This window comes from Endozoicomonas sp. PH6C (assembly GCF_059322965.1).
Genome location: NZ_CP185342.1, coordinates 1,705,366 through 1,730,105 on the forward strand (window position 1 = coordinate 1,705,366; position 24,740 = coordinate 1,730,105).

At 48.0% G+C, this 24,740-nt stretch carries 18 protein-coding genes; 12 read left to right on the forward strand and 6 right to left on the reverse strand.

Annotation, left to right across the window (positions count from 1 at the left end):
* Positions 1-4 precede the first annotated feature (4 nt).
* Genes ACOMG9_RS06700 through ACOMG9_RS06710 form a run of 3 tightly spaced genes read right to left on the reverse strand, consistent with a single transcriptional unit; the run spans position 5 to position 2,187 of the window.
* Positions 5-961, reverse strand: a complete 957-nt coding sequence (locus tag ACOMG9_RS06700; protein WP_494529982.1) for a PilW family protein — start codon at positions 959-961, stop codon at positions 5-7.
* Positions 962-973: 12 nt separating this feature from the next.
* Positions 974-1,555: a type IV pilus modification protein PilV gene (gene pilV / locus ACOMG9_RS06705; RefSeq protein WP_448216338.1), complete on the reverse strand. Its 582-nt coding sequence runs from the start codon at positions 1,553-1,555 to the stop codon at positions 974-976.
* Complete coding sequence (locus ACOMG9_RS06710; RefSeq protein ID WP_448216339.1) at positions 1,555-2,187, reverse strand: GspH/FimT family pseudopilin; 633 nt, start codon at positions 2,185-2,187, stop codon at positions 1,555-1,557. The genes pilV (ACOMG9_RS06705) and ACOMG9_RS06710 overlap by 1 nt, the downstream gene beginning before the upstream one ends.
* A 164-nt stretch (positions 2,188-2,351) precedes the next feature.
* Here ACOMG9_RS06710 and ACOMG9_RS06715 point away from each other — a divergent pair, with 164 nt between their 5' ends.
* From ACOMG9_RS06715 to ACOMG9_RS06735, 5 genes are read left to right on the forward strand one after another with little or no spacing between them, the layout of a single operon-like run.
* Complete coding sequence (locus ACOMG9_RS06715) at positions 2,352-2,891, forward strand: GspH/FimT family pseudopilin (protein WP_494529983.1); 540 nt, start codon at positions 2,352-2,354, stop codon at positions 2,889-2,891.
* Positions 2,892-2,919: 28 nt separating this feature from the next.
* The gene (gene pilV / locus ACOMG9_RS06720; RefSeq protein WP_448216341.1) at positions 2,920-3,429 is read left to right on the forward strand and encodes a type IV pilus modification protein PilV; all 510 of its coding nucleotides are present in this window, start codon (positions 2,920-2,922) and stop codon (positions 3,427-3,429) included.
* Positions 3,426-4,481, forward strand: coding sequence for a PilW family protein (locus tag ACOMG9_RS06725; protein WP_448216342.1), 1,056 nt, complete (start codon positions 3,426-3,428; stop codon positions 4,479-4,481). The genes pilV (ACOMG9_RS06720) and ACOMG9_RS06725 overlap by 4 nt, the downstream gene beginning before the upstream one ends.
* 10 nt (positions 4,482-4,491) lie before the next feature.
* Complete coding sequence (locus ACOMG9_RS06730; protein WP_448216343.1) at positions 4,492-5,052, forward strand: pilus assembly PilX family protein; 561 nt, start codon at positions 4,492-4,494, stop codon at positions 5,050-5,052.
* A gap of 28 nt (positions 5,053-5,080) precedes the next feature.
* Complete coding sequence (locus ACOMG9_RS06735; RefSeq protein WP_448216344.1) at positions 5,081-9,850, forward strand: pilus assembly protein; 4,770 nt, start codon at positions 5,081-5,083, stop codon at positions 9,848-9,850.
* A gap of 47 nt (positions 9,851-9,897) precedes the next feature.
* On the opposite strand, the gene ACOMG9_RS06740 is transcribed toward ACOMG9_RS06735, so the two are convergent.
* Positions 9,898-11,952 carry a hypothetical protein gene (locus tag ACOMG9_RS06740; RefSeq protein ID WP_494529984.1) on the reverse strand — a complete coding sequence of 685 codons (2,055 nt, stop codon included), beginning with the start codon at positions 11,950-11,952 and terminating at the stop codon, positions 9,898-9,900.
* 235 nt (positions 11,953-12,187) lie between these two features.
* On the opposite strand from ACOMG9_RS06740, the gene ACOMG9_RS06745 reads away from it, so the two are divergent.
* The 7 genes from ACOMG9_RS06745 to ACOMG9_RS06775 all read left to right on the forward strand — a co-directional run bounded on the left by ACOMG9_RS06745 (position 12,188) and on the right by ACOMG9_RS06775 (position 19,608).
* Positions 12,188-14,056, forward strand: coding sequence for an autotransporter domain-containing protein (locus ACOMG9_RS06745; protein WP_448216346.1), 1,869 nt, complete (start codon positions 12,188-12,190; stop codon positions 14,054-14,056).
* Between the two features lie 315 nt (positions 14,057-14,371).
* Positions 14,372-14,914, forward strand: coding sequence for a GspH/FimT family pseudopilin (locus ACOMG9_RS06750; RefSeq protein WP_422132954.1), 543 nt, complete (start codon positions 14,372-14,374; stop codon positions 14,912-14,914).
* Positions 14,914-15,459 carry a type IV pilus modification protein PilV gene (gene pilV, locus ACOMG9_RS06755; RefSeq protein ID WP_422132955.1) on the forward strand — a complete coding sequence of 182 codons (546 nt, stop codon included), beginning with the start codon at positions 14,914-14,916 and terminating at the stop codon, positions 15,457-15,459. The genes ACOMG9_RS06750 and pilV (ACOMG9_RS06755) overlap by 1 nt, the downstream gene beginning before the upstream one ends.
* Positions 15,459-16,229 carry a PilW family protein gene (locus tag ACOMG9_RS06760; protein WP_448216347.1) on the forward strand — a complete coding sequence of 257 codons (771 nt, stop codon included), beginning with the start codon at positions 15,459-15,461 and terminating at the stop codon, positions 16,227-16,229. The genes pilV (ACOMG9_RS06755) and ACOMG9_RS06760 overlap by 1 nt, the downstream gene beginning before the upstream one ends.
* A gap of 1 nt (position 16,230) precedes the next feature.
* On the forward strand, positions 16,231-16,692 hold the full coding sequence (locus ACOMG9_RS06765) for a hypothetical protein (RefSeq protein WP_448216348.1): 462 nt from the start codon (positions 16,231-16,233) through the stop codon (positions 16,690-16,692).
* A 64-nt stretch (positions 16,693-16,756) separates the two neighbouring features.
* The gene (locus tag ACOMG9_RS06770) at positions 16,757-19,207 is read left to right on the forward strand and encodes a pilus assembly protein (RefSeq protein ID WP_448216349.1); all 2,451 of its coding nucleotides are present in this window, start codon (positions 16,757-16,759) and stop codon (positions 19,205-19,207) included.
* On the forward strand, positions 19,204-19,608 hold the full coding sequence (locus ACOMG9_RS06775) for a type IV pilin protein (protein WP_422132959.1): 405 nt from the start codon (positions 19,204-19,206) through the stop codon (positions 19,606-19,608). The genes ACOMG9_RS06770 and ACOMG9_RS06775 overlap by 4 nt, the downstream gene beginning before the upstream one ends.
* 11 nt (positions 19,609-19,619) lie before the next feature.
* On the opposite strand, the gene ACOMG9_RS06780 is transcribed toward ACOMG9_RS06775, so the two are convergent.
* Positions 19,620-20,042 (reverse strand): type IV pilin protein, encoded by a 423-nt coding sequence (locus ACOMG9_RS06780; protein WP_422132960.1) that lies wholly within the window; start codon positions 20,040-20,042, stop codon positions 19,620-19,622.
* Between the two features lie 57 nt (positions 20,043-20,099).
* Positions 20,100-24,710 carry a pilus assembly protein gene (locus ACOMG9_RS06785; RefSeq protein WP_494529985.1) on the reverse strand — a complete coding sequence of 1,537 codons (4,611 nt, stop codon included), beginning with the start codon at positions 24,708-24,710 and terminating at the stop codon, positions 20,100-20,102.
* Positions 24,711-24,740 lie beyond the last annotated feature (30 nt).

Consider the following 24,740-nt stretch of genomic DNA (forward strand, 5'->3'; position numbering starts at 1 on the left):
TAAATTACCTGTATGCCTGATTGTATAAATAGACTGTGGTACTGGCCAAGATACGGTGACGGTTGTCATTGGGTGCTGCAACTGTGATATCTCCCATCAAATAAGAGCGTGTATCTTGATAGCCCGGATCATTGTCACTCGTGGTAAGAATATAAATGGTGGCTGAAATAACATTATTCCATTGGTCTGCGGTCCAATTTTGTGTATTGGCGGGCACACCTGTATACCGATTTACCTGGCCATCCTCGTTATCGTCAATACCTAAAACTACCCTCATGCTTTCTACATTGTTTGCAACAGTATCTGTGACAAGGCTATCGTTGATGAGTCTTGTCAACTGAAGATTGTTGTTAAAAAGATAAAAAAGACTGAACTGATATTCCCTGATTATTTCGTCTTCCGGAGTCGCAGGTGGATTAGTTCCTCTGAAGAGTTGGCCTTGTTGAGTATTGGAAAAAATATAATTGGTGTTTGCCTGAAGCTGGTTGACGCCATTGGCAGGATCGAACTCCAGTGCCGGGCCTACTGCACCTTTGAATAAAATCCAGTCAGACGGAGAGCCGGCATTTACGGTGTAATTCCCAACTTGGCCAACTGCACATCCAAGAATATCGGCAGAGGAACGACCTGCAAGAAAAGGGGTCAGCGAGTTATAAACAGCACCGAGGTTATCACAGTCACTATTTGCGGGGTTTATAGAAAGGCCGTTGGTATCCAGACTTCCTATTCCAAGACCGTTGCCGTATCCAGCTGATCTCAGGTGTTTTGATATTACCGTAAGAGCCGTTCTACTGTTGTCATTAAGATCAACTCTCTGATTACTGTCTCTTTGTATTGTGAATGTATTGATATATAAAATACCAACACCTGCTAAAAGAAAAAGAGATAGCGTCATGGCTACCATGATTTCTATCAGGGATAAGCCAGATTGGTTATGGAGCGAATTTAGTTGGCTTCTCATGAGCACTATCCCTTAGCTTATAGTTGTATCAACAACCATCAATCTGCGTAAATCATTTGCATTGCCGCCGTTATAATTTGGACTATTTGTGCCACAGGTCTGCGCAGCATTACTATCCGCTCTCTGAAACTTGCCTCTCCAGGCAATCACAAGAGTGACATCATCATCGTTGTTGACTGTTATACAGGCTGTGGGAGAAATAAGACCACCTGCGTCGTTATTGTTCAGTTGTATAGAGCTACCGAAAAGATAGGTGCTCCACTCCCAGAGGTCATAGGCTGCAAGTTGAGCGGGAGTGCAGTCGGAATTGTTCTGATTGCAGAGTGTTCCCGGCTGGTTCAAGGCGGCAGCAATATTGCCCTGGTAGTTAGCAAGTCCTTGGGGATTGGCAGTCATTCTGGCCAGAAGGTCGTTTGTGAGCTGAAGGGCTATTGATCTTTGCTGTACTTCCTGAACATTCTTCTGGGATTCACTGACCAGACCGGCAACACCAAGAAGGCCCACAGAGATAATGATTAATGCCACTAAGGTTTCAATCATAGTGAAACCTTTTTTCTGATGCTTGCTGTTGCCTCTTCCCTGATAAGTTGTCATCACTTTGGTCCCTCACTAACAGTAATTGCGCCGCCTGCTGATATATTTATGTTTACTTCGTTGTCTGAGTCATTGTGGTTGACGACAATAGCTGTGTTATTAATCGTTAAGCCTCTTGGGTCAAAGGTGTAGCTTGCTGAATTGTTAGTAATATTTGTAGAGCCCACGAGAGCGGGTAACTCTTGGATAGCGGCGCCATTAGCAGAAACACTTGCTCCTCCAAGCCAACTATTGACTGGTGTAACAACGACAGGAATTCCGCGGCTAATGGCTTCAGAACGAGCAAAACTAAGAATACTGGCAATATCCTGACCATGGGAGCGAACTCGATTATTAGCAATGGACGATTGCATGGATGGAAACGCAACAGTCGCCAATATGGCCACAATGGCTAATGTGATCATCAGCTCCACCAGTGTGAAGCCATTCGTCTTGGTTTTGGGCTGAACATCCATGAAAAAGCATTTCTTCTTGTATTTATTTTTCTTCTTTTCGCAAGCCGCAGGTAGTGTGATGATCCCTGCATGGCCGAGTTGAACACAATGTTTTTCCAGTTGGCAGTAGATACCGATAAGCGGTATTTCATCTGGATGAGCTGTTATAAGTACCTGCCACTTTACGTCCAGCCGCAATCTTTTATCCCTGAAAACCAAGCGGTTTTTGCCATTGGTCGGTTGAAGCGATCTTGCTATCCGAGTTTCTTACAGTGCTTCTACGGTTTGATATCAGAGACAACTAAAGTGCAGTTAAACGATGAGAAACCTTCTTCCCAAAGTATCGAAGCAGAGAACTGATTATGGTGTTCGGGTCGGGCCAAAAATGGAAAAGCAGGGCAGGGATGACGCTTCCTGAAATGCTGGTCACACTGTCTGTTTTTGCGATTCTTATCACTGTTGCAGCTCCCTCTTTCAAAGATGTACTGGCAGATCGTCGTGTTGCTGCTAATACCCAGACACTGTTCGGCAGTATGTTGCTGGCCCGAAGTGAGGCGATTAAACGACGAAGTCCTGTTTCGATTTGCAAGTCCAGTAATGGGTCTGGGTGTGATAACTCACTGACGAACTGGAGCACAGGGTGGCTGGTGTTTGCAGATGAAGATGCTGATGGTGCTCTCGACTCGGAAGATCAGTTAATCAGGGTCTTTGGAGAAACGGATAATCTGATTTCCATACAGTGGAATAATGGCAACACGCTGGGTTTTAACCCTCATGGACAAGCCCGGCTGGCAGGTACATTTACTCTTTGCGAAGCCAATTCGAGTGGCTTTGAAGTCAGGCAGATAGTTCTGAGTCTCACCGGGAGAGCAAGGGTGTCAGAGTCGGGAACCTGCAACTGAATAGACTGTGAAATCTACTGAGGTGCGTATGAAAGGAAGTACACGCAACCTGATCAACCAGCTGTATCAGAAGGGTATTGGCCTGATCGAGGTCATGGTGGCTCTGCTGGTGATCTCCGTCGGTGTGTTGGGCATGGCTGGCCTGCAAACCAAAAGCCTCCAGCATAACCAGTTGGCTTATCTCCGCTCCCAGGCTGTCATTGTTGTCAACGATATGATGGATCGTATTCGTGCGAATAAAACAGTCGCAGCTACGGGCAGTGATTACATTACTTTGGAAACAGAGCATGTTGCCGCTGCCTGTACGACTCAGGAATTTATTAATAGCTGTGAATCTGCAACCTGCAGTGAGTCACAGTTAGCAACCTATGATGTTCAGCAATGGAAATTTCAGCTGGCCTGTCAGCTACCCGATGCTACAGGCTCTATTGCCATAGAAGATACTTCCTCAGGCCGTGTTTATGTCATCACTCTGAAATTCAATGATTCCCGAAGTGCCCAGGCAGCACGTGAAGTGGTGTTGAGGAGTGCACTATGAATAGAGAGGGGGTGAAGCAGGCAGGGTTATCACTGGTAGAGATGATGGTCGCCCTGCTGTTGGGGTTGATTCTTATCGCGGGTATTGGACACCTTTTTTTGAGTGCCAATCGCACTTACATGCTACAGGATGAACTTTCCCGTATTCAGGAAAATGCGCGCTTTGCCATTGATTTGATGGCGCGGGACATTCGCATGGCTGGTTCTACAGGATGCCCTGTCAGTGCAGATCTTGCCAATGCCCTATTTACCAGCACGGATGATCGCACCTGGATGGCACACTTTGATAAGGGCATTCTGGGTGTCCCCCAGGCCAATCATTCCTCAGTCGACAGCAATGCTATTTCAGAGAGTGTTGTCATTCACAGGATTGATCAGGAAAGCGGGCTGAGTGTTATCAGTCACAATACCTCAACGGCCAGAATGACGCTGGCGGCTCCTCATAGTTTTAATTCGGGAGATCTTCTGGTTGCGGTTCGCTCTGACTGTCAGGGGGTCTCCGTTTTTCGTGCCGGAGCCAATACCAGTGGCTCAACGGTCTCTCACGAATCAGCTTCCAGTGGCAACTTGTATAACTGCACCAGCCAATTGGGTGGAAGCTATAACTGTCTGACATCCGCTGCGGACGCCAAAGCTGAGAGTCATACCGGTTCACAGGTTTTTCCTCTGTCTTCTGTCGTTTACTACCTCCGGGACAGTAACGGTGTCCCGAATCTCTATCGCAGGTTTGCCGGAGAAACTTCCTCTGGAGCGATTAATTCAGCTGAAGCGCTTCTTGAAGGTGTAGAAGGTTTAAGTCTGCTTTATGGCTATGACAGTGATGACGATGGCATTGCCAATCAATATCGAACCGCTTCAGAGATAGGGTTGTTCAGTCTTGATTGGCAAAGTGTGACCAGCGTTCGTATGGAGATGCTGTTTAGAAGTTTTCAGGAGGTGACGGACACCCCTCAGTCCTATTTTTTTGCCGGAAACCGCATAACACCCTCGGATAATTTTTTACGTCGATCTTTTGTGATCACTATGGAGTTGCGGAATCGAATTCCGCAGTGAGGATCGTTCAATGAAAAGCACAATGAAGTCTCAGCAGGGAAGCGTTTTAATGGTCAGTCTGGTGCTGCTATTGATTCTCACAGTAGCCGGTATTACTTCGATCAGGTTGACCAGCCTGGAAGAGAAAATGACCGGTAACTTTCGAAATGAACAATTAGCCTTTCACTCTGCAGAAGTGGCAGTGCTCGAAGCTGAAAATTACATTGCCAATTCCGTTTTTTCCCTTTCCAGTTTTAATTCAGGCTGCAGCAATGGGCTTTGTTTCAGTGGCACTGAAATTACCGATGCAGGAACCTGTGAAAATGGCAGTGACAGGCCCTGGGAAGATGAGTCTGTCTGGTCTTCCTCTTCAAGACATCGAACGACGGTCATTAATCTGGAAGGTATATCTGCTCAGGCTAAATACATCGTTGAGTTCCGGTGCTATCTACCCAAGGAAAGTGATGGCCCTGTCCCCGACCCGGGCAGTTTTACTGACTGGGCGCAGTTTTATCGGATTACCGTATTGGCAACGGGTGGTTCTACAGATGCCCGGGTCATGCTGCAGACTACTTATAAAAAAAATGACTAGCAGAGGCTATAGCTCAAGGAGTGCAGTCATGAAGATGAAGCAAATACTGATAAACAGCCTGTCTGTTTTGTCAGTCTGGTCCACTTTGGTATCAGCAGATCCCTCATCGAATCTCTATTCATCGGTGCCACCTCTGTTAAGTCGAAGCTCGGAACCTCTGGTTATGTTGGTGATGTCGGTTGATCACGAGCTGTTTAAAAAAGCCTACCCGGATTACTCGGATCTGGATGGTGATGGTCAGTTGGATGTGACCTATAAAGACGACTTCGAATACCTGGGGTACTTCGACAGTCAGTGGTGCTATTCGTACAGTTCGTCGAATGGGCGATTTTCACCGGTTGCACTGGCAACCGGTACCCATAGTCACTTCTGTGATACAGCAAATGCACCATGGAGTGGTAATTTTCTGAATTGGGCGACCATGAGTCGAATGGATGTTTTGAGAAGGGTGCTCTTTGGAGGTAAACGGTCTTCTGATAGTTCATCTCTGACCGTTCTGGAAAGAGCCTATTTGCCCAGAGATATTCATGCTTTTGTCAAAGTATACAATGGCAGTGATCTTGCCAGTCTGACTCCTTACAGTGGTTCTGTGAGTTTTTGTAATCTGGCGACCAGTGAACTTGGTGAACCAAAGGTTCGTATTGCCAGTGGTCAATGGCCGCGCTGGGCGTCTACTGAAGTGATTCAGTGCCAGTGGAGTGCGTCTAACAGTCCTTCCAGCAGCTATGAGTTAGCAGAAAAAACGGTTCGGGTTGAATCCTGTGTAGCAGGTAAAGATGCATCAACGTCGGTTCGTTGCAGAGAGTATTCTAATGGCAACGCCAAACCGGTGGGATTGCTGCAACGCTATGGTGAAGATGGCAGTCTCCGGTTTGGCTTGATCAGCGGCAGTTACGACAAGAATATTTCTGGTGGCTTGCTGCGAAGAAATATCTCCAAAATTGGTGGTAACTCGTCGTCTTCTGATGATGAGGTCAATGTATCTACCGGTATTTTTAACGGCTCTGTCAATGGCATCATACAGCACATCAACAGCTTCAGAATTGCCAGATACAGCTACAGTCAGAATAAATATACCGACTGCAGCACTTATGGCATTTCCATTGATACCTTTAAATCAGGGCGTTCAACTTATTCAAATCGTCATTGCAGCAACTGGGGGAATCCACTGGCTGAAATGTATCTGGAGGCTCTAAGATACTTTGCCGGTCAGTCATCACCCAGCAGTGCTTTTGATACCAGTGTTGATGATCAATTTGTGTCAGGACTGTCGACCGAGTCCTGGATTGCCCCCGTCACTTCAGCCAACGCCTGTGCCAACTGTTCAATTATCCTGTTGTCCAGCGGACTGAACTCTTTTGATTCCGACGAACTCTCCAGTAGTGCCGATTTGCCTGGCTTGTCGGGTACTGCCAGTGTGAATAGCAAAACCGATGAAGTGGGTGAGCTTGAATATAACAATAACTTTGCTGGTAACTATCTGGTTGGAGGTACAGGTAGCACACGACAGTGTACAGCCAAGTATCTTAATGGGTTGTCAGAAGCCAAAGGCCTGTGTCCTGAGTTGCCTCAGCTGGAGGGGAGTTATCAGGCGTCCGGATTGGCGTTCTATGGCAACCAGACCGATTTGAACACTACTCTTGATGGTGTGCAGAAAGTCAAAACCTATGCCGTTCAATTGGCAGAGAGTATGCCTAGCTTTACCCTGAATGCGGGTGGTAAGCCTGTCACTTTCCAACCGGTTTGTCATACCAGCTCCAACTTTGGTTCTGGAACGAATTTCTCTGGCAGTGGTAGTGACTGCACACTCACTGATGTAGTGGTAGAGAATACAGTACTGAACTCTGATGGTGAGGTCGTGGAAGGCAGCTTGCTGTTTACCTGGGAGGACTCTCTCTGGGGTAATGATTTTGATTATGACGCTTCCTCACGCATTAAGTTTTGCGTTGGAGCCCAGTGCTCAGACACTTCAGATTCAACCCTGCGTGTGGGTAGTTTTGGCAGTGACCAGGTGCGAATGGCTGTCCAAGTAGATGGTGTTTATGCCGGATTGAACCTGAGGTTCAGTTACACAATGACTGGTACTTACGACGATGGATTACAAAACGATTTTGTCTACAAAGGGCAGACGGATTATGAAGTGAGTAACTTTACGGCCAGCGGCAACTCAGCAGGTCGGCTTGAAAAACCGCTCTGGTTTGCGGCCAAGTACGGTGGCTTTGTTGATCTTGATGGTGATGGTACGCCCAGGTATGACGAAAATGGCGATGGGATTTCAGATGATGACCGGGAGTGGGATAGTCGGAATAATACCACCGGCTCAATAGGCGCAGATGGTTTACCTGACAATTATTATTTCGCTCGTAACCCCAGCCAGTTAGAAGCTCAGCTGGGGCAAGTGTTGCAGGATATCGTCAGCAGGGTGTCCTCCGCCACCAACGCGGCACTTTTTTCGAACAGTCAGACCGGCGCAGGTGTTCTCTATCAGGCGCTGTTTCAACCCGTTATGGAGTACAACGGTAAGACCATTTCCTGGGGTGGTATGCTTCACGCGCTCTTTGTCGACAGTAAGGGTTTACTTCGCGAAGACAGCAATGGTAATGACAAGCTTGATGATTATACGGTCGATAAAGTCGTGAAGCTGATTTTTGACCCCAACTCCAACCAGACTCTGCTTCAGAGATATTCCACTTCAGATTCTGGGGTAACACTGACGCCCGACGGCGCTCTTCAGTCCCTGAATCAGCTGGATGCAATCTGGGATGCCAGAGATCAATTATCTAGTCTCTCCAACGTCACCAGTCAGCGTACCTTCAGTTCCCTCGCTTCAGGTGGCCGCCATATTCTGACCTGGCTGGATGAAGATAATGATGGTGTTGTTGATATCGGTGAAACTCTGCCACTGACGCCTGATACATTCAGCACAAGCGAGGGTTATCTGGGGGTTTCAGCTTCTGAGGTTGCCAATGTCATCAACTATGTTCGCGGTGAGGAGATCTCCGGAACCCGTCCTAGAACCATTGACTACGATGAAGACGGAGACGATGATGTCTGGCGACTGGGTGATATTATTCATTCAACACCACAGCTGGTGTCTTCTCCAGAAAGTCGGTTTGATGCCCTCTATTCCGATACCACCTATACCTCCTTCTACAACCAATACAAAAACCGTCGGCACATGCTTTACGTAGGGGCTAATGACGGCATGATCCACGCTTTTAACGGTGGCTTCTGGGATGACAGTCAATACGGCTATAACACAACGGGGGATAACAGCGAAGTCAGCCATCCACTGGGTTCTGAACTTTGGGCTTATACGCCCATGAATCTGTTGCCTCATCTGCAATGGTTGAGAGAGCCGGACTATCCCCATGTTTACTACATGGATGCAGAGCCCGTAACTTTCGATGCCAACATTTTTGACAGTAATGACAGTGATTATCCCGGCGGCTGGGGAACCGTGCTGGTGATGGGTATGCGTCTTGGTGGCGGTGATTATGAGGTGACTTTGGGTGGGAATAACAAAACACTTCGCTCTGCCTATGTAGTGCTGGATATCACTAATCCAGAGGAGCCCCCTAAACTGCTGGCGGAAATAACCCATCCGGAACTGGGCTTTACCACTTCTCGCCCTGCTCTGGTAAAACGTCGTGTGGCCGCCAAAGACAGCCAGGGTGAAGATGATTGGAGTCAAACACCTACGACGAATGAATGGTATCTGGTTTTTGCATCAGGACCCATCGGTACAGGGGAGTCTGGCATACGAACGGCACTGGATGACGGGTCGAGTAATCAGAATCTGAAACTCTTTGTCTATGATCTGAAAAGTAAAGCTTTTGTGTCGGGCATGGCGCCGATGGATTCAGGGTTTTCTCAGGCGTACGGAGGTAATATTACAGCCGTGGATTGGGATCGGGATTATAAAGACGATGCTGTTTATCTCGGAGCAGTTGCAACAGGTGCATCGACTTTGGCTGGCAAACTTATGAGATTGCGTCTGCAAAACACTATGGCCGACTCAACACTGACAACACTTCTTGATACCGGGAAGCCGATTTCAGCCGCCCCTGTTGTGGCCTCAGACAAGCGTGATCATTGGCTTTATGTAGGGAGTGGAAGACTACTGACGTATGATGACAATCGCACAACACAAGCACAGTCCTTCTATGGTTTCAGGGAACCAAAAGATAGCAGCGGTGCTTTAACCTACAATGCGGTGTCTTTATCAGATCTGGTCAATACGACGGACGTTCAGGTCTACACCAATGGTAACATCAATAAAAAAACCAGCAGCGGCAATGTGGCTTATACAGTGGACTCCTCAATCGTCAGCAGCTTTACTGCGCTTCAGTCAGTGATTGCGGCCAAGAGTGGCTGGATGATTGATTTAGAGGGTGATGGTGTTATTCCCGCCGGGCGGTCAATCACCTCGGCTTCCCGATTGTTTTCTCTGATTCTGTTCACTGAATACAAGCCATCAGCAGACAGTTGCCGTGTGGATGGTTCCAGTACTCTGGTCGGCTTGCATTACCAGACGGGGACAGCATCACCCGATCCCGTTCTGGGTGAGCAGGATCAGGGCGATCAGGCCAGCGCTGATCTTTCCATAAAAAGAGTCAATCTGGGGCTGGGCTATGCATCGTCTCCCGTTATCCATCAGGGGGCTGGTGGCAGTCGATCTGCGGTAACCCAGGGCGCCGGGGGGAGTATCAGTAGTCACGAACTGAATTACCGTTTCCAGACTTCTGGCAGAATGTCATGGCGACAGATCTTGAGCATTCCCTGGGGAAGCGAATGATTCCATCGATCTCTGGTCTTGCCTTTCTTTTCGATTGGATAAAGCCATTATTCTGCATCCATAAAGACCAGATAACGTCGTGAATCCAGACCTATTTTTTCGAGATAGGCAAGACCATAGCTTCGCACTTCTTCAGGGGAATAATCTTTGGATGCCTTGATGTCAGCAGGAACGGGTTCCAGAGGTATATTGTCACGCCGACACTGGTGGATATATTGAAACCAGGCCTGCAAGAATTCATTGACCAGTTCTACCTCTTCAGCTGTTTTCGGACAGCGGAAAAAACGGAATTCCATTGTTGGAAGTGCATTGATGGCAGCTGTTCCGTTGATATGTAATAACGAGATCGCCATGTACTTTTCTGCAGCACCTGCAAGTGCATCATCTTCTTCACATGGCATACACCTCCATTTCCCGGTCATATGCTGAAAGTCGGTCATCTGAACAAATCGACTGTAAAAACCAGTAAACTGTTTCAGGTTTTCCATTTTTTCTTCATCGGTTGCTCCTTGCAAATTGCTGCTGCAATAATCCCCATCCATTAGTCTCGTATTGTAATGGGCAATCATTTGATTCATCCTGACTATCGCGATATCCTTCAGCTTCTCAAAATCACTGAATGTTTTATGCCATTGCGCCTCGCTATCTGAGACAATCCGTTTTTCATTACCGAAAAATCTGAGTAAATAGGGGTTGTTTTGTAATTCACATTCGATTGCCATGATAATTGCGGGATCACCGCCCGTTGCGCTCAACACATCAACATGTTTGTGCCCGGAGCTATAACTGATGACCCTATTGTTGCGCATGAAGTTAATCGCACTAATCACCTTTTTAAAGCAGTCATGGGCTTGTTTATCATCTAAGTGGTATGGCTTGCAGTTTATCTCAAGACACTCAACTGTATCCACAAACGAGGTAATCTCAAAATCACTGTTCAGGGTATACCGCCTCTTGTATGGTTCAATCCAACCAAGGAACTTAAAGCCCTGCTCTTCAAGGTGCTCTCCAAGAGGAAACAGGGCTTTACGCCTCGCTTCACTTTTTGAGCCCGATAAAGTGTTAATATAGTATTCGAACTCTTCTCCAAATTTAAGGCATGGACTCATCAATGGATACCCGCTGCTCCCCACGAATTCAGACTTTTTGGCAAACAGGTTGTCAATAACATGCATATAGCGTCGTTCAAATATTTCTTTCATTATCGATTTGTTGAATGTTTCGCGCAGGTCATCATCGATGCGTAAAACACACGACAACAAATTATTATTGAGACTGTCAGCAGAAGCTTTGGCAATCTCAATAAAATGGGATTCATGTTTGTAAATAAAACCAAATATAGCGATTAGCTCGGAAAACTTGCCGTAATGTGACAGGATAGTTTCAAAAAATTCAAACAGTTCCCTGCGAAGAGCCCAGGGTATATTATCGCAATTCTTCCAGACTGGGATATAACCGGTTTCCGCAAGATAATCAATCAGCATTTCAGAGAGATCATAATTAAGACCTTCATGTTTAAAATAGTTCTCGTTAGATTTTACTCCTTCTGAATGCTCTTGAAATATTTTCTTCAGGACATCACAGATCTCAGTAACCCGTCTGGCTTCGATTGTCTGGTCTGGCAAATATCGATTTTGTTCTCTTGCAAAAAAACCACGGTCTTCCTGGAGGCCCTCCTTGTATAATATAAAACCGATAAAAATATTGAGTGCCTCATCGGTTTTATCATCCTCCTTCGTTTCTTCAATCTGGTTTTCCGGTTCTTTAACGTCAGACTTTTCGATGGTTATTTTTTGATAATGCAATGTTTTGATAAGGTTCTGCAGCGTTTCCCGAAGATGTACAGCTGTGGACAGTGGCGTCAGGTAAATATCATGACCTGAAGCGGATACTGGGCCAGGCCCGTCAAAGAGGGCAAGGTTAGAAACCTTGCGCTGTACAACAGGTTGCTCTGAACCCGTGTAGTGATGTTCGCGATTAGCTGGTAAATAAACCTCTGCCGCGTTGTTGCTGCCAGGCAGTCTGGCAACGCTGTCCTGTAGCGAGTAGGGCTCATTTCCGATGGTGGGGCCATTGAAGGCTCCAGACTGCGATATATTCATATACTTAATCCCTGAAGTATTGTGTTCCTTGAGTATATTTTGACCTTTAAATCCAAAAAAAGTTCAAAGAAAGACAATAAAGACTGATGAGCTAGCTGCTTGAGAAAATCAGGAAAAGTGAGTCGGCGGCATATGCCGATTATTAATGACTGATTGCTAAATTCTGGTCGCAGTGATAAAAATAGCCTCACAATACTGCATATAAAAATCATCACAATAATAATAAGGAAAGAAGATGAAGCGGAAAATTCTATCTGCGGCTGTGGCTGCAGTCGTATCTTTTGGTGCTCAGGCCGAGCAGCCCTTCAGTGACTTTTACGTGTTTGGTGACAGCTTGCTGGATACAGGCAACCTGTCTTATGCGACAAATGATGGCGGAGTCATAGCGACTGAATTGCTGGCTAAGGCCCTGGGATTGGATATTGATACTCTTGCCAATGGCGGTAATAACTATGCAGTCGGGGGCTATCAAACCGCCGATGTTCTGGATTCTATTGTTGGTGGGGTTGCCCTTCAGGATGATGCAAATACTGTTACGGTCAGTGGAGGAAGCAATTTTAATTCTTACTTGATTGATAACCCTTCGGCCTCTGGAAATGCACTTTACTTGCTCGATGGTGGGGGGAATGATTTACGGGGAACATGGTCGAGCGCGCCCGATCAAGCGGCTGCGATTCAGGCATCAGCCCAGAATATGGCTACAGCGGTGGGTGCTCTGAGTGCTGCTGGTGCCAACTATATTATGTTGGCAAATTTGCCTGATATGGGGCGGATTCCGCTTACACAACTGGCTGCTCTGAGTGATCCGGCTCAGGCCACTGCGGCAAGTACTGCCGCTGCCGGTTACAATCAGGCGCTTGAAATTTTTGTCAACCAAACCGGTGCCAATGTCATACCGGTAGATTTTCAGGGTTTCATTAATCTTATTGTCAGGGATGCTGATCAATTTGGCTTTGCCTCAGGCGTGGATGCAGCTGTTACCGGCGCTGCAATCGATCAGGTGTACACCTGTTATGACAATGGTTTGGCGGGCAGTACTGGTCTTTCAACCTCATGCTTCGAGCATCCGGTCTATGGGGTTGATGGCACTGCTCCGGACCCTGACAGCCTGATTTTTAATGATTTTTTGCACCCCACCGGCAAAACCCATGCTCTGGCTGCAGATTACATGGCGGATATCATTATAGCCCCCAGAAAAGTGGGGTTGTTACCGCAGATGGGCTTGAGTGCAGCTCGCAGTCAATTCAGTGCAGTTACCAATGAAATGCGTCAGTCCCGCTGGAAGGATGTAAAAAGTGGCTGGTTTATCAGTGGCGCTGCGGGTGCCAATGAGCTGGATGGCGGCTTAAGTCCTGACGATGATCGTTATTCATCCACTGTGGGATTGATCAAAGGCCTGGATGACAACCATTTTTTGGGTATTGCTGTTACTCTGGGACAGAATGAGCTGGACGTCGATGGTTCATCGTTTGAGGCAAACAATTATGGTCTGAATATTCTTTATGGTTATCGTGAAGGTGCCTGGTTTTTAGAAGGTGCACTGGGTTATACCAATATGGACTATGCAGATCTTGCGCGTGATTTCAATATAGGTTCGCAGTCTTATACTGCCAAAGGGGATACCGAAGGCCATGCTGTTGGTCTGGATCTTCTGGCTGGCTATAACCTGCTTGATGAATCGTCGCAGTTTGTTTTTGGTCCCGTTCTCGGATTACAAGCCATTCATGCTTCTGTTAACGGTTATACCGAGAGTGGCGGAGAAATTTCCAATTACAAATGGGGGAATCAATCCACAGAAAGCATGCAGCTGCGTGCCGGTTTTATGGGTAGTATGCAGCTCACGGATACTATTGCCTTCAACGCCGAGATGTATCATACCGATGAGCAGGAAGGTGGCTTTGAGAGCATTAACGTCACCAATACCAATCTGAATTTTGGGCAGTACAACTTGCCTGGAGCCTATGTGGATGAAGGTGGCTTTGCTACGGCTAATCTGGGCGCCGTTATGGAATTGGGCAATGGCAAGTTGGGGCTGAATTATAACTATAGCGGTCAGGGTGATGGCTCTGAGCTGGTCAGTTTGACGTATTCGGCTGCTTTCTAATCCGGGACGTGACCTTTCCATAAAAAGAGTCAAACTGGAGCTGGGTTACATCGTCTTTCGTTATCCATCAGGAAGCCGGAGGCGGTATCAGCAATCACGAACTGAATTCACAAACCTCGGGCAGAATGTCATGGAGACAGATCTTTGGCATTCCCCGGGGAAGCCCTTAATCTCCCGATTCGTGTCAATTCTTTGAAGCCTTTTTTATCAGGTGCTATCCGGCTCACACCTGGATAAGCCGACTGTCATTCCCTGAATCTCTGGTCTTGCTTTTTTTCCTATAGTTGGAGTGTCATTCAGCAAAGGAAGTAGGTCGTGTTCAGGCATCGCTTCGCAATTACCCGGCCCGGGCTTGTGAAAGGGCTGACCCTTATCGAGATGATGATCACCATTCTTTTGGTCGGCATCATTAGTTCCATAACGGTGTCCCTGGATTCGCTTGTGCAATCGTTTCGATTGGATTTTTACAATCAACGTATTTTCAGTAGTGTGGTGGTGGCTCGCAGTGAGGCGATAAAAAGAGGCGTGAATATCAGTCTCTGTCGAAGCAAAAACGGCACAAGTTGCGATACTTCAGGCAGCAACTGGAAAGCAGGCTGGATGGTTTTCACTAATCCCAACAATAACAGTTCGGTTGATACGGGTGAGGACGTTATCAGGGTATACGGAGAAATTGACAGTGATGTCACGATTAATCTGAATGCCGGTAACACATTGACATTTACCCCCAGGGGCAGCCCTTCAGTGGTGCGAACTATCAGAGTTTGTCCCACGGGAGGATTGGGCACTCCAATTAAAACCGTATCGGTCACAACGACTGGACAAATTCGAAAATCTTCTTCCACAGGTAATTGTTGATGGAAGCACACTTAAAAGCACATACAAAGACGTACAGAAAGGTTCCACAGAGCAAAGAGAAAGGCTTTGGTCTCATAGAAGTGTTGATAAGTGTGGTGATTTTTATGGTAGGCATTCTTGGGATGGCGGGAATGCAGGCTCAGGCCACCAGAGCAACTCAAGACAGCCTGCAACGTTCTCAGGCGCTCTGGCTGGCGAATGAGATGTCTGAACGTATGAAGGTGAATGTTCAGGGGGTGCAGTCAGGCCGTTACCAGAGTAGAGCCCAGACCGCCAGCAGTAATCTCTCATCCTATTGTGCCGGGCCTGCTCCCAGACAATGCCTTGCCAACACCTGCACGGCTGATGAAATGGCTGATTTTGATGTTCATGATCTCATGTGCCGAAATGCCAGACTATCCGACCAGCAGATGACTGTCAGCTGTTCAGCCAGCCCCTGTAATTCTGGTGCAACGGTGTCGATAACCCTTGAATGGGAAGCCAGAGGCGGCATTGGTAGTTTGTTTCTGGCTCAGAAATCACTGACTCTGAAATATCTACGGTAATGATCAGAAAATCCTTATTCCGACAGCAAGGACTGTCGCTGATTGAACTGATGCTGGCACTTGTGATTGGTTTGTTAGTCAGCAGCACCTTTTTAAAACTGATGTTGAACAGCAGTCGTTCTACTTATTTTCAGGAAGATCTTGCCCTGGCACAGGAAAATGGGCGGCATACACTGTATTTGCTGGGTCGTGCTGTAAGACAGGCAGGCTACAGCGATGAAGTGAATAGTCTGGTGCTGCCATTCTTTACTGGCAGATGTGGCAGCGCTGCGCAATGTACATTTGATGGTGGCGGTAACAACAGTGATCAGGTGGCTGTCCAGTTTCTACCTCAGAACAGTGAAGATTGTGCAGGCAACACCGTTCCGGCGAACGAGCTGACGGCCAATGTTTACTATGTGGCTCCTGATCCGGCAAATAATAATATTGATACCCTGTTCTGCCGGGGCTACAACCCGGCAAACTCTATAGCCAGAGGTGCAGCCAGGGCTGTGATCACTGGTGTTGAACGCCTCCAGGCTCTTTATGGCGTTACCCACAATAATACAAATAATGTACATCAGTATCTGTCGGCCAGTACGGTCAGCGACTGGCGGGATGTCAGAAGTATCAGATTGGGTGTACTTGTGAATTCTGGTCAGCAGACTCGGTCATTTGAAAAGCGAACACGGACGTATAACATCCTGGAGAGTGGCACTTTGACCCTTAACGATGGACGCCCCCGATATGTCTTTACCACAGCCTATAAACTTAACAACGCCGGATTCTAGTATGAGGTCTATTCACAGAGCCAGGCAGCAAGGTGCGATCATGCTTATGACCATGATCATTATGCTGGTGATGCTATTTTCGGGTTTGTTTGTTATGGAAATGGCTATTTTTGAAGAAATGGCGGTCAGCAATGAGCAGAAAGGATTACAGGTCTATCAGGTAGCGTACAGTGAGTTGGATGGACAATATAAATACCTTATCGACAACCCCAGTGTTTTAATGGATGCCAGGGCCGCTGATGTCAGCCTTACCATTGTACAGGATCAGACAGGTTGTTCTAACCACACTCAAATCTGCCAGACTGCCACGCTCCGATATATCGGTGAGGTACCACCACCTCCGGGTTACAGCCTGGGGAAATACATGGGGTTAATGTTCGAAATTGATAGTGTCGCTACTTTGGTCAAGGCAGGCGCACAATCCAGTCAGACTCTGGGCTTCATCTACGTGACCACACTTTGAATCAATCTGAAGGCTGTGCTGCCGATGGAGAAGTAAGAGCGCGTGACAGAGGATTTCCCCTTTGATGCATCATCTACTTCTTACATTGTTTCTCAGTCTGCTGTGTCTTTCAGAGGTAAACTCTGACGACACGGATCTTCTGATCAATGCATACAATAATGGCCAGATTGATACTCTGGGGTTTGCGGCACCCGCATCGGTCAGTGATGCTGCAAACGCTCTCCAAAGCTCTGATGAGCTCTATTATATCGTGCTGCGATCTGTTAATGGCCCCAGCTGGCGCGGCAACCTCAAACGTTACCGGGTGGGTTCGGATAATAAGGTTTATGATGCCAATGGTAATCTGGCTATCGATTCATCCACCGGGTTTTTTACCAGCGCTTCCAAAAGCTTTTGGGGAAACGCTAATGATGGCAGCAATGTTACTAATGGCGGGATGGCTGCTCATTTGAGTCAAAATCGGCTGGTGGTTTCCAATATTATCACTGGTAACAATCTCATCCTGAGTGTTTCGGGTAATCGTGTCAGTGAGAATAATTCAAGGATTACCACCGGGCTTCTGGCTTTGTCCGGGAGTGGGTCGGCAACGAACCGCACCAATGTTCTCAAGTGGGCCAGAGGGGTTGATGTTGACGACGAAGACAGTGACGGTTCCATTACGGACAATCGAACCAGTATTGGTGATCCACTTCATACCCAGCCAAAAGTGATCACCTATTATAAGAACAGTGTTGGCTCAGTGGTGGATCGAACTGTCTATTTCACCACCAACGACGGCTTTTTACACGGTGTAAATACCGCTAATGGCAGCACCGAGTTCTCATTTATTCCTAAAGAGTTGCTCGTTAACCTTAAACTCTACAAAGATAATCTGGTAGGGGGGGGGGACCACTATAGCGGCCCATCTTCCGATGCGGGTTGTGTCTGGGACTACCAAATACCCGGTAAATGCATTCCCGAGTATTGGTGCAGTTATCAGTATCGTTTTTTAGATCTTCATCATACACAGAGTTGCCGTCTTAAAAATAGCATACCAAAGTCGGACGGTGACTGTTACTATAATTATTCTCTTTCTGTGCCCCCGCAAACCTGTTTAGAGCCTGAGTTTTGTGAGTATCGCTTTAAGTTTGGTGATGTCCTCCTTGATCAGAGCTGCAGGCTCAGGAGCACCCCTCAGATACCGCCTCCCCCTGTGAGTAAGCCGCCCAAGCCCTATGGCATGGATGGCCCGATGACGGTATGGATCGATGATGCCAACGGTGATGGCGATGTGCTTCAGACTAATAATGGCAGTCCCGATTCTGGAGAGCATGTCTATCTTTATCTCACCATGAGGCGCGGCGGCAGTAATATCTACGCTCTTGATGTTACTGAAAGGAACAGTCCGGTATTGAAATGGGTGATTCGAGGGGACCAGGACAGGGACAATCAGGCAGATAGCATTGCAAATAACCCTGATTTTCCTGAATTGGGCCAGACCTGGTCAGCCCCAACGCTGGCAAAGGTTCGTTTTAATGGTTCTGACAGACAAGTGCTGTTATTTGGTGCTGGCTACGATCAGGATGCTGATGAACAGACGACGATCGGCAATAATGACATCGGCCGGGCCATCTATATGGTGGATGCCGAAACAGGCCAGAAGCTCTGGTCTGCCGGTAACAGCGGTACCAACCTGAACCTGTCGGATATGGATTACAGTATTCCTGCTGATCTTGCGGTCATTGACATCGACAACGATGGGCTGACGGATTACTTTTTTGCGGTGGACATTGGCGGTCAGGTCTGGCGATTCGATGTTAACCAGAATAACAGCGGAGCCTGGAACTTCGCCACGGGAGGGCGAATTGCCAACTTCTCTGGCAGCTCCAGTGCCGATGCCCGACGGTTTTATGAAAGGCCGGATGTTTCGCTGTCAAGATCGGTTGATCATTTGAACATTGTCGTAGGCAGTGGTTTCAGGGCGAAACCTCTGGGGACTCAGGTCAATGATCGGCTTTATGTATTCAGGGATCCCAACATTTACGACGCTCCTGCCAGTTATAACTACAACAATGGTTCAGTCATTGATGAATCAGCGCTCTACGATGCCACGGCCAACCTTGTACAGCAGGGGAATGGGGTTCAGCGGGCAACGGCCCGCAGTTCTTTGGGTAGCTTGAAAGGCTGGTATATCCGCTTTGAGGTGTCTGGAGAAAAGCTGCTGGGCAGGCCCACTGTGTTCAATAATGTCCTGACCCTGACTACCTATGCGCCTGGTGGCGGGGGTAGCAGCTTTCTTTATGTGTTGAACATTGATAATGCCAGTGCAGTGGTTGATCTTGATGGCAATAGTCAGGTTGTTAAAGGCGACCGCAAGAGACAGCTACGCTATGATACCTTGACGCCAGCGCCCGTCATTCTTAACCGTAGCAGTCAAGGCGCAGATATCTGTGTGGGTGGGGAGTGTTTTCAGGATATTCTCAGGGAAGCGGGTTCGATACCTTTCCACAAAACGTTCTGGAGGGAAAAACAGTGAGAAAGGTAAAGGGATTTACACTACTGGAAATTATTATCGTGGTGGCCATCATCGGTATTCTCGCTGCAATCATTGTCCCGTCGTACAACGAACATGTCATGCATTCCCGACGCAGCGAAGGCATATCGTCCCTGTTGACGATTATGCAGCAGCAGGAACGCTATTTTACCGAACAACTGGCTTATACTACTGATCTCTCAAAATTGGGCTATGCCATCAATGGTGCCAATGAAGTGGTGTCCGAGAATGGTCATTACTTAATCAGTGCAGCTGCGTGTTCTTCTATGACTATTTCACAGTGTGTATTACTGACTGCGACCCCTCAGGGTGTTCAGGCCCCGGACGGTAACCTGACCATCAATAGTCGTGGTACACGAACGCCACTCGGTTCCTGGCAATAGCTCTTTCCGGTTCACCAACATTCTGAAAACGCTGTCCCGGCACTGTCAAAACCGGCTTTGACCCCAAGTTGATTTAAGGTGATGGTTCGACAGTCTGCATCTTCAAATTGGTTGCTGCTGCTGTTTGCTGTGGCTGTCAGGGTATAGGTGGTATTGGTGGCCGTTACGGCGATGGTGTAGTGCCCGTCCGGAGAAGTAGCTCCACCAAGATTGTTGATATCAGTAGTATAAGCATTGTCGTAGGTGTAGAACTTCTCCTGTTCTGCGGCCGCCGTCGTCAGGGCGATATGGGCGTCTGTCCTGCGACTTTCAAAGACATATTGCTGATAGGATGGAATGGCAACCGCAACAATAATGCCGATGATAGCAACGACGATCATCAGCTCGATCAGACTGAATCCATTGCCTATAGTAGGCACTGGCTCGTTATCCATAACTCAGCTCCTTAGAATTATTTCTTCTGGCACATGGCCGTTTACGCTATAGCCTTCCTACTTGGGGATATTAAATATCTGTCGCCAGGATTGTCGGCCATCATCTGTCAGTGTGTATTCCAGATCGGTGCTGGAAATATTACCGGCACCGCCCTGGATAATAATGCTGGTTTTGCCATCAATGCCCTGGTGGACTAACGGAGCCGGTGCCAGACCTGCTCCCAGGCTGATTTTCTTTTCCGATACCGTATCGTCAGTGAAACCACCCGGAGTCAGCACTTGCTGGATACTGGCGGGTATTGCCGTGCCGGTCTGATAGTGCAAAGCATTCAGAAAGCTGGTGCCATCCACCAGACACTGATCAGCAGGTGGTTGGTATTCGGTGAACAGCAGCAGGGCAAAAGCATTGGCCGGCGAGCTAACACTTTTACCGCTGGGATCTTTGCCGTCATGGATCAGTCGGTTTTTCCAACCGGCTTCGGTGGTCAGGGTGTTGCGCAGGGACTCAAAGTTACTCACTGTCGTACCCGGCGATACGGTAAAGCCGGATTTCAGGTCACCATCGGCTTCCACTTGAATATCCGTGGTATCAATCAGGCTGGCAAAAGGCACTGTGCCATAAGAGAATACATCACCGAGCCTGGGCTCTTTTACGCCAAAAAAGAATTCCTGCTGAGTATCCTGACTGTCTGCCCGGGTCAACTCACGACCCGTACCGACAAAGACCCAACGCTCATTATCGCTGTTGGTTACTGCCGTAGGGCGGGCGGTAACAGGGCGCTGTGGGCGGGTTAAGGTGCCCAGTGTCCAATTAGCAGCCAGTGGGTCTGCCAGGTTGATCCTTAGCAGTTCGCCACTGAGATTGCCTGCGGTTTCTACACTGCCAAAGTAGATGGCATCGTCATAGTAATCCTGATCCCAGTCCACGGTGGCCATGTTGCCGGCATAAGCCTGTGCGATACCACTGTCCATCGGGTTAAAAGCGCTGAGAAAGTTTTTGTTTTTCAGGTCATAGACAAACACTTTCATATTCTGGTCACTGGTGGCATCGCCCAGAGCTTGTCGTATACCGCTGGATCCTGTGCCCGTCGGACCTGAGCCAAAGGCCAGATACCAGTTGTTTTCGGTGGGGAAATTATAGTCTCCGGAAGCGTTGGGTTTTCGCCGTTGTATCACCACGGGTCGGCCTGTGGTAAAACCCAGCTCCGGATGAGTAATTTCTGCCATCAGTTTGGGAGGCTTTTCCGGATTAGTAATATCCAGCATGACGTAGGCAGAACGCATGGTCCGGGTCACACTATTGACTGAAGCGTCAATCGGCCCGCCGCCCAGTCGCATTCCCATGATCAGTACGGTTCCCCAACCTTTGGGGTGGTCAACATCCGGGGTGAAAATATTGGCATCAAAAATCAAAGGTTCGCCATCCATGTAATAAACATGGGGATAATCCGGTTCTGACAGCCAGCGAAGATGGGGCAATAAATTCATCGGTGTGTATGCCCAGAGTTCTCCACCCAGAGGGTGCTGAGTTTCTGAGGGATCATGATTCAGGTCAAAGCGCTGATTGTCTTTGTCCCAGAAACCGGCATTGAAGGCATGGATCATGCCATCGTTGGCACCGAGATACACGACCTGGCGGCGGTTTTCGTAGTGTTTCTGAAAATCGATAAAGGTTGAGTCGTTGCCGTTGAAAGGTTTGCTGTCAGAGTAATATCCTTCCGGTTTCGACACGGCGACAGGATTGGAGTGAATGATGTCGCCCAGACGCCATACTTCCAGGTCGCCATCATTGTCGATATCCACAGAGCGGGAGCGATAACCCGTCTGGTCTTCGCCACGAATGAATTTAACCAGCTTATCCGATTCCGATGCGTTCACACCCAAATAGTCGCCGTTGCTGCCTGTGAAGGTGGCAGAGACAAAAGGCTGTTCCTCACCGACATCGACACGGCCATTATTATTGGCATCCAGCCAGGTCAGGATATGACGGCCAGTGTTGGTCAGCGCCGTATAGTTTCTTTGACTGGTAATGTTGTTGATTTCTGTCAAACGTTCACGAGCATCCCAGACAGGTTTCAGTGAAGTCAAATCCGCGGTACTGCCATCAGGCGTCAGTGTTACACCGTTATCAGAAGAGGTATAACGTTGAATAACAGTAGAATTTCTGATGGGGTCAAAAGACAAGGTCACAACCCGGTCAGTCGAATAGTCATCCAGCGTCCGGTTACCATTGGAGTCTTCCCGGAAGTGACCTCTGGTATCAACAAATAAACTGTGCAGCAGTCCAACCCAACTGATTTCAAGGTTATTGACCGTTATTTTGGGGCGGAATAGCCCCTGAATAGCCGAGCCTGCACCGCTGGCACTGTTAGAAACCAGCGCAGCACTGGCACCGGAAGATATACGGCTGGCGATGTCCTTAAAAACCAGCTCCAGCTGGGTTCGTAACAAAGATGGATTGCTCGCCAGAAAAAAATTGTCGGGAATATTGTCGGCGCCCAGTTCACCTGTTGCGTTATTTCTGATATCCCACTCTCTGGAATCATTGTCAGGCACTCCATCACCATTGGCATCATGATTGGGTGTACCGTCATTATCCAGGTCGTTGAAGCCTCCATATTTTGCTGCCAGCCTCAGTGGCTTGGGCAAAATACCCGATGCCGTGCCAGTCGCCACATAGGTGTGAGTCACTGGCGTTCCGGGACCCTGGGCAGCTCCACCACCGGGGCCAAAGGCGTAGGGTGACGCTATACCATCATCATTGGTACCAAAAATACTGTGGGAAAAAGTGTAACCTCCATTAGAAAACTTCCCTTCGAAACGGGACGTGACCTGAATCTGATTGCCGGTGATGGCGGGTGAGCAGGCATTACCAAGGCAATAGGCAATACTGGAGCTGGCGTCATAATCATTGTCACAGCCTTCCTGGCAATCTTCCCAGATAAACGTGTATTTTCCTTTTTTGCCGTCTGCCGTCTGCTCATCAACCACAAGGTCACGGAAAGAGCCGCTGGAACTGATCGGTTGGAAGCTGACGGTCCTGTTGTTGACACTGGCGCTAAGGGAGGGAAGGCTGTCAGCCAGTTGAATGGTATAGGTCTTAATATTCTGGATACCATCAAGATCGGTTCTCAGGTCTGTTGTTTGAGCGTGATAAGCCAGACCCGAAACTGCGTAACCCCCTTCTTTGTTCGGAGCTTCAGGGCAGATACCGACGGCATCTGAAAGATTAGACAGGGACTTTGCTGTGCAAAGGTTGTTACTGCCACCGTAATAATAATTACCTGAGAGGTTGCCATTGTATTCAATGTCACCGAGATCGTCGGTTATGTTAATCAGGTCATTGATATTGCTCATGCCTGTGACATCAGAGATGCTATTGTCTAAATCATCCAGGTCATACACATTGGTGCCACTGGATATAAGAATGATGGCACAGCTGGCGCAGTCATTGGCCTGAGTCATGGGTGTCACCCAGGCTTCGTTGGTCATGCCCCGTCCGGCGTCTGAGGTGCTGAAGTCAGAAGAACCTGCGTTGCTTCCCGAGAAATACCTGATGGCCTCAAGATAAATTTCTGAAATCGGGTTACGCCATGCGGTCAAACCAATGGCATCGATATTGTGAATAATACCCTGAACACTGGTATTAAAGGTGCCATTGGATAGATTGATCTCATCCTCATTTGGATCGGTATTACCTGCAAATTGTCTGATATTGCGCCGCAACAGACCACCTGAGCTGTTGCGACCATAACTTCCGGTAATAAGACCAAATTGAATCTGATTTTCTTCGCCATAGCCTTGGAGCAGGCCAACGGGCTTGGGAACACCGCTGGAGTACTGTTTGCAACGCCCGGTATTATTGCCATCTTTGCCCGAGACACAAGCTTCTACCTGGACAGTGTGGGTCGCCAGTTCAGCACTTCTGGCAGGACTGAATGCATTTCCCCACTGACATTGGTTGATTTCTGTAGTGGCCCAGCGAGGAAACTGACCCGCTGCGATTCTCAGTGACGGTGCTCCAGCCCAGAGACTGCAAAAAGAAACCGGCGATGAATACGGAGTGTATTTATCAATGTCTGCACCGGAATAAACTTTGGCAAAAGCACCACTGAGGTTTGTAGAGAGGGAAGACCTTCTAAGCACTGTCTGTGTGGCAGAGTCCGTTGACCGATGTCCACCGTAGAGAATGACTCTCAGTATTTCCATTCTGGACATGGACACCCAGTTCATAAAGTTACCACTCCATGGGGCTGAGGCGTCCTGGCAGAAATGTTGATTGCTACCCGTAGCTGGCAATACGGGTTGGTACATCTTGTCCGAGCTGCTGTATGCGTAGCACCAGTTACTGTCAAAGTAACCGATGTAATCAAAGTCGTCCTTGTAAGTTGAATCGATCAGGCCATCGTCATCGAGATCGATGTAGTCTGAATAAGCTCTTTGAAAGAGTTGCTGATCCACTGGCATCGCCAGCATAACCAGAGGCGGTGAAAAGGTGCTGCCCTGGTTGGGCGTTGCAGCATAGTCCGAGGCGGCTGCGATGGCCTGTTGCAGGAAAAGGGGCTGGAGCAGGAATGTCAATAAACAGATTTTTAGCGAAAACAGAGATAAAGGCTGTTTTCTGGCTGCAAAAAGCGCAGACGGACTGATCCCTTTTAACACGAACACTGTGAAATCCTTATCCCTTTTAACACGAAC